Annotated in this window: 4 protein-coding genes and 1 pseudogene; 1 reads left to right on the top strand and 4 read right to left on the bottom strand. The window is 29.3% G+C overall.

Annotated features, from left to right (window positions below; genetic code table 11):
- Both B5F09_RS13985 and B5F09_RS13990 read right to left on the bottom strand, forming a co-directional pair.
- A pseudogene (locus B5F09_RS13985) lies at positions 1-916 on the bottom strand (phospholipase); the annotation flags it as partial.
- A gap of 77 nt (positions 917-993) precedes the next feature.
- A complete protein-coding gene (locus B5F09_RS13990; protein ID WP_087374949.1) occupies positions 994-1827 on the bottom strand; it encodes an AraC family transcriptional regulator in 834 nt (277 codons plus the stop codon).
- Positions 1828-2063: 236 nt separating this feature from the next.
- Between B5F09_RS13990 and B5F09_RS13995 the strand changes: the two genes are divergently transcribed.
- Positions 2064-2546 carry a QueT transporter family protein gene (locus B5F09_RS13995; protein WP_087303348.1) on the top strand — a complete coding sequence of 161 codons (483 nt, stop codon included), beginning with the start codon at positions 2064-2066 and terminating at the stop codon, positions 2544-2546.
- A gap of 20 nt (positions 2547-2566) precedes the next feature.
- Here B5F09_RS13995 and carB read toward each other — a convergent pair whose 3' ends face one another.
- Together carB and B5F09_RS14005 are read right to left on the bottom strand one after the other, a co-directional pair.
- A complete protein-coding gene (gene carB / locus B5F09_RS14000; protein WP_087374951.1) occupies positions 2567-5764 on the bottom strand; it encodes a carbamoyl-phosphate synthase large subunit in 3198 nt (1065 codons plus the stop codon).
- A gap of 1 nt (position 5765) precedes the next feature.
- A complete protein-coding gene (locus B5F09_RS14005; RefSeq protein WP_087374953.1) occupies positions 5766-6836 on the bottom strand; it encodes a carbamoyl phosphate synthase small subunit in 1071 nt (356 codons plus the stop codon).
- Positions 6837-7318: the final 482 nt, after the last annotated feature.

The following is a 7318-nucleotide window of genomic DNA, read 5'->3' on the forward strand; positions in this document are numbered from 1 at the left end:
AATCTGGATAAGCAATTAACATTCTTGTTGTCATGTATCCACCTGCTGAGCATCCTGATACATATACTTTATCTGGATCTATTCCTTTTGTTTTAATTACTTCCTGGATTTCATTATATGCTTTTTCTAATAATCCATCACGTTGTGCATAATACCATGTATCTGGTGCTTGGAATGCCATTACATCTGCACCACCAAAGATATTTTGTGCTTCATCAGTTGCCCAGGCAACAGTTCCTCTATTTCCTAACATTTGAGCAACATTATTATTTGAACTATGATAATCTCCTTCACCGTTACCATGGAACCAGACAACTAATGAATCACCTTTTGAGGCATCATAATATTGATAGTTAATTCCACCATCAACAATAATAGATTGGAATTTTGATGTTTCTTCATCTTTAACTGTATTATCACATGTATAATTTCCAATCCAATTAGTATCTAACTCTCTGCCATCAGCAGATGTCAATGTAAGAGGATTAATCTGAGTAATCGTATACTCTAAATCTAACGGTATATTTCGTCCTCCGTTTTGTAAATAAGTTAACGTAGAACCCTCGGACATATCAAAATACACAGTTACATATTGACCTTCAGTCTCTACTTTAACGATTTTTCTATCGTATTCTTTTGCATTGTAGCTTATCTCATTTTCAGGAACATTATACTCTTCAGGATTTGTTCCATTAACATGAACTTTGAATGTCTCCGTTGTTACTCCTCTAACCTTATGAGTTTCACCATAATCAATTACCATTTTAGAAATAACTTGGCCAGCATCAGTTACTTCACCATATAATTGAACCGGATAACTTTCATTGCTTTCAACCGCAAATAATGGTGTACAGTATGTAGATATAGCTAATGCTAAACTTACGATTACTGTAAATAATTTCTTCATTTTTTTCATTCTATCCTTCCTTTCTTGATAAAGATTCTATCATGAAAAAAATGATTAAAATTGTCATTTTTCTAGAACAATCTTAATCATTTTCTAGTTTTTTTCCGATATTGTTTAGGTGTCATCTGAAATAGTTCTTTGAAAGTCCGATTAAAAGCTTGAATATTTGGAAAACCATTATTTAAAGCAATATCAACAATTGATTCATCACTATATTTTAAATCATCTAAACAATGCTGAATACGAACATTTTTTATATATTCAAAAATACTTATCCCCATTTTCTTTTTAAAAACAGTCGATAAATACGACTTGTTATAATTTGTTAAAGCAGCAAGTTCATTTAAACTTATCTTTTGTTTATAATTTTTATCAATATAATTAATTACCTCAATAACTAATTCATATAACTCATCATCATGCTTTTCTTGAATATAATATTTATCATCTATTAGATACTTAGTTAGTAAATCAATGATTATTAATATATCAATATATGTATCAATTAAATTGTTTTCTTGACTCTCATTTCTATAAATTTTAAGTAATATATTAATAATTTTTTGTTTAACTTCTAAATTTTTTTCTAAATCAAACCTTTTACCAATCGCATTAGGACAAACATGATTAATAAATTTACGATCAATTAATAAAACTATACCCTCAATTCCTTTTTTTACATCAATATCATGACTAACACCAGAATTTACTAACAATAAGGTTCCTGTTTTAGCCACAATTTCTTCATTTTCCATCCTTTGTATTTTTTCACCCTTAACAACATAAGTGATTTCAATACTATTATGCCAATGAGATTCAAAACAATAATCTTGATTATAATAATTATGACTAAAAGTAAAAAAACTATTATTTGCATATTCAACTTTTTCATGTTTTCTAACTACTACTCGCTCTGGCATATAATAAACCCCATCCCTTCTTAATAATATTAGCATATTAAAAGAATATTTAAAAATAAAAGAAAAATAATTAATGTTTATTTTAAATATAAATAAAATTTATTTAGCCATATATAATTAGCATTGAAAATTCTTAATATATTTACTAGTAAATTAATAATAAATCCATTATAATAGTCAATGTTTTCAATGAGGTGACATATAAGTGAAAATAATACTAAGAAAGGTTAATTTATATGAAAAAAGGTATTTCAGTAAAACTAGTTGTTATCAATGCGATGATTGCTGGGGTTTACGCTGCACTCACTTTAGTAATCTCACCCATCGCATATTCGCAAATTCAATTTAGATTATCAGAGATAATGGTGTTTCTAGCGTTTTATAATTATCGCTATATTCCTGGTTTAACTATTGGTTGTATTTTAGCTAATTTATTTTCACCATTAGGAATGTTAGACATCGTCTTTGGATCAATCAGTACATTAATTGTATGTATTGCGATGTATTTTGCGAAGAATCGTTATTTAGCTGCTTTTTTAGGAGCAGTAATCACTGGGGTTATTATTGGCGGTGAATTATGGTATGCTTACCAGATTCCATATTTAATTAATGCCTGCTATGTAGCAATCGGTGAGTTAATAGTATTAGTAATTGGGGCTTTGGTTTTTAAAACATTAGAAAAAAACGACCGTTTAATGAACTTACTTGCTTTAAAGTAAGTTCACCAACGGTCTTTTTATTATTTCAATCTTGTAATATCCACTAATGTTGTATCGCCTTTATGACGTTTTTCTAAACTAGTAATCAATGCTTGAGCTGTATCTAATGATGTAAAGATTGGAATACCTGCTTCAACTGCAAATCTTCTAATTAAGAAACCATCTTTTAAGTTATTATTTCTAGTTGGAATATCAATAACTAAATCTACAGTATCAGTCAACATTAAATCAAACATAGTATTAGATTTTGCATCAATACGATTAACTAAATTTACAGGAATATTGTTTTCTTTTAAGAAATTATAAGTACCTTCTGTTGCATATAAATCATATCCAAACATATAATATTGTTTTGCAATTGGTAAAAATTCATCTTTAGCTGAATCTTTGATTGTACAAATAATATTCTTTTTCTTTGGTAAATTAATTCCGCTACCGATAAATGCTTTATAAATAGCTTCATCATAATCTGTAGAAATTCCTAAAACTTCACCAGTTGATTTCATTTCAGGTCCTAAACTAATTTCAGCACCTTTAATTTTTTCAAATGAGAATACTGGCATTTTAACAGCTACTGTTTGTTTTTCAGGAGCTAATCCATATTCATATCCTTGTTCACCAATTGATTTACCCATAATTACATGAGTAGCCACATCAACAACAGGAATATCAGTTACTTTAGAAATATATGGTATTGTTCTACTTGAACGTGGATTTACTTCAATTACATATACTTGATCTTCATAAACAATAAATTGAATATTAATTAATCCAATAACGTTTAATGCTTTAGCTAAACGTTTTGTATATTCAACAATTGTATCTTTAATGTGATCTTTGATTTTTTGAGAAGGATAAACTGAAATACTATCTCCAGAGTGAACTCCTGCTCTTTCTACGTGTTCCATAATTCCTGGAATTAAAACACCATGTTCATCACAAATAGCATCAACTTCTACTTCTTTACCAGATAAATATTTATCAATTAAAATTGGATGTTCTTGATATTGACGGTTAATAATTTCCATGAATTTTTTAACGTCACCATCATTCAAACAAATTTCCATACCAGCACCACCTAATACATATGATGGTCTAACTAAAACTGGATATTTTAATTTATTAGCTACCTCTAAAGCTTCTTCAACTGTAAATACTGTTGAACCACGAGGACGATCAATATGACATTTTTCTAGAATTTCATCAAATCTTTCTCTATCTTCAGCAGCATCTACATCATCAGCTGAAGTACCTAAAATTTTAACACCCATTTCCATTAATGCTTTAGTAAGTTTAATTGCTGTTTGTCCACCAAATTGAACAATTGCTCCATCAGGTTTTTCAATATCAACAATATTTTCAACATCTTCTGGTGTTAATGGTTCAAAATATAAACGATCAGCGATATCAAAATCAGTACTTACAGTTTCTGGGTTATTGTTGACAATAATTGTATCATAACCAGCTTCTTTTAAAGCCCATACACAATGAACTGAACAATAATCAAACTCAATTCCTTGACCAATTCTAATTGGTCCTGATCCTAATACCATAATTTTCTTTTTATCATCACGAGGATCAACCTCATTCACTCCACCATAAACTGAATAATAATATGGTGTTGAAGCATCAAATTCAGCTGCACAAGTATCTACTATTTTATAAACTGCATGAATATTATTTTCCTTACACATTTGTTTTATTTCATCAACAGTTTTACCAGTTAATTTAGCAATTACATGATTAGGATATTCTAATCGTTTAGCAGTTTTTAATAAATCAACTGTTAATTCTTCATTTTTCAATTGATTTTCAACTTCAATTAAATGTTTAATTTTATCAATAAACCAAATATCAATTTTAGTAATATTATGAATAATTTGTTCACTAATTCCTTGTCTTAAAGCCTCAGCAATAACAAATAATCGATGATCATCAACAACTTCTAATTGTTTCATTAAAAATTCTTCATCTTTACCTTCAAGTTCATCTAAATGAAGATAATATACATTTTGTTCTAATGAACGTAATGCTTTCATTAACGCTCCTTCAAAATTATTACAAATACTCATAACTTCACCAGTTGCTTTCATTTGAGTACCTAATTCTCTTGAAGCATCAACAAATTTATCAAATGGCCATTTAGGAATCTTACAAACAATATAATCTAATGTTGGTTCATAAGATGCATATGTTTTACCAGTTACCGCATTAACAATTTCATCTAAAGTATAACCAAGAGCAATTTTTGCTGCTAATTTAGCAATTGGATAACCAGTGGCTTTACTAGCTAAAGCTGATGAACGGCTAACACGTGGGTTTACTTCGATTACGCAATATTCAAAACTTTCAGGATGTAAGGCAAATTGTACATTGCAGCCACCTTCAATATTTAATGCTGTAATAATATTTAATGCTGATGAACGTAACATTTGATATTCTTTATCCCCTAATGTTTGACTAGGAGCAACGACAATACTATCACCAGTATGTACCCCAACTGGATCAACGTTTTCCATGTTACATACAGTAATGCAGTTTCCAGCACTATCACGCATTACTTCATATTCAATTTCTTTCCATCCAGCAATACAACGTTCAATTAAACATTGATTAACTCGTGATAATCTTAGACCATTAGAACAAATATCATGAAGTTGAGTTTCATTATGAGCGATACCGCCACCAGTTCCACCTAATGTGTATGCTGGTCTAACAACAACCGGATAACCAATTTTTCTTGCAAATTCTAATGCATCATCAACATGATTAACAACTAAGCTAGCTGCACATGGTTCCTCAATTTTTTCCATTAGGTTTTTAAATTCTAAACGGTCTTCTGCTAATTTAATTGTATTAGTAGATGTTCCGATTGTTCTTACATTATGCTTATCTAAAAAGCCTTCATCAGCCAAAGCCATGGCAATATTTAAAGCATTTTGACCACCTAAAGTAGGTAAAATACTATCTGGTTTTTCTTTTATAATTAAATTTTTTACTACTGGTACTGTTAATGGTTCAATATAAACACGATCAGCAATATCTTTATCAGTCATGATCGTTGCTGGATTTGAGTTAATTAAAACTACTTCGATTCCTTCTTCTTTTAAAGCTCGACAAGCCTGTGTCCCAGCATAATCAAATTCTGCTGCTTGACCAATGATAATTGGTCCTGAACCAATTACTAATACTTTTTTTATTCTACTATCTTTTGGCATCTTACTTTACCTCCATCATTTTAATAAACTCATCAAATAAAGCATCGGTATCTAAAGGACCAGCACATGCTTCAGGGTGAAATTGAACAGTTTTAATATTTTTATTTAAATATTCTACTCCTTCAATTGTCTTATCATTAACATTTACAAACCATGGTTTTGCAACTTCAGGATCAATTGAATCTTCTTTAATTACATAGTTATGGTTTTGTGTTGAAATATAAACTCGATCAGTATCTAAATTTTTTACTGGATGATTAGCACCATGATGTCCATATTTCATTTTTTCTGTTTTAAAACCATGTGCTAAAGCCATTAACTGATGTCCTAAACAAATCGCAAAAATAGGTGTATCACTTTTAGCTAAAATTTTAATTTGTTCAATAATTTCAGTATTTTCTTCTGGATCACCAGGACCATTAGAAAGCATAATTCCATCATAATTTCCTTCTAAGATCACACTTGCAGGTGTACTAGCAGGAAATACAGTTACTTCTAAACCACGTTTAGCTAAACTTTTAGCAATATTTGCTTTAGCTCCATAATCCATTAAAGCAACTTTTTTATCACCATTACCTACTTGATATGTTTCTTTACAAGTTGTCTTTTCTACTACACCAGTAACTTTAAAAGCATGGATTCTTTGCATAACTTCATCAAGATTATCATATTTAACTGTTGTAATCATTCCATTCATACAACCTTTATTTCTAATAATCTTTGTAAGGTTACGAGTGTCAATACCTTGAATTCCAGGAATATTATGTAATTTCAAATACTCTTCTAAATCCATATCTTTACGGAAATTACTTCCTAAACGTGATAATTCATTAACAACAAACCCTTCTACAAAAGGCTTTTTTGATTCTTGATCTTCTAAACATACTCCATAATTACCAATTAATGGATAAGTCATAACAACTGATTGTCCAGCATAAGAAGGATCAGTTAAAACTTCTAGATATCCTGTCATTGATGTATTAAATACGAACTCACTGACTACTTCTTTAATTGCACCAATACTTTCACCTTCAAATATACTGCCATCTTCTAAAATTAAGTAAGCTTTCATCTTTATCCTCCTTGAATCCTTAAAAAAAACATATCAATAAAAACTGATATGTTCACTAACCAAATATAAAAAATGAGACCATAAAGCTATCAATTTTTTTTAATACAAATCCTAACATACGCCTCATCCCTTTCTTTTCTTGTATAGTATAGTAGAAATCTATTAAATATTCAAGTTCTTTTTACACTTTTTTATTATCGTGATGTAAATTTACTACCTTTAAAATAATCTATAACATCTATAATTCATTATCATCAATAATTATCGCCAAAAAATAGACATTTAATCAAATAAAATAGATTTATTTAAACAAAAAAAGAGCTAGTCCATATTACTAGACTACCTCATCTTTTTCACTAACTATTCTTTCTATTGTTATAGTAGTTGGTTTTCCATTTATATAGCCTTCTTTTAAAGTTAAATCTTCTATTAGTCTATCTGTCATTTCCTTAACCTCTTCTTTTTTTACCAACCCTACTATC

The sequence above is a fragment of the Erysipelatoclostridium sp. An173 genome (assembly GCF_002160495.1).
In the GTDB taxonomy this organism is placed as follows: domain Bacteria; phylum Bacillota_I; class Bacilli_A; order Erysipelotrichales; family Coprobacillaceae; genus Thomasclavelia; species Thomasclavelia merdavium.

Coding starts and splice junctions, on each gene's coding strand:
- B5F09_RS13990 (WP_087374949.1), bottom strand. CDS start 1,827: ATGCCAGAGCGAGTAGTAGTTAGAAAACATGAAAAAGTTGAATATGCA.
- B5F09_RS13995 (WP_087303348.1), top strand. CDS start 2,064: ATGAAAAAAGGTATTTCAGTAAAACTAGTTGTTATCAATGCGATGATT.
- carB (WP_087374951.1), bottom strand. CDS start 5,764: ATGCCAAAAGATAGTAGAATAAAAAAAGTATTAGTAATTGGTTCAGGA.
- B5F09_RS14005 (WP_087374953.1), bottom strand. CDS start 6,836: ATGAAAGCTTACTTAATTTTAGAAGATGGCAGTATATTTGAAGGTGAA.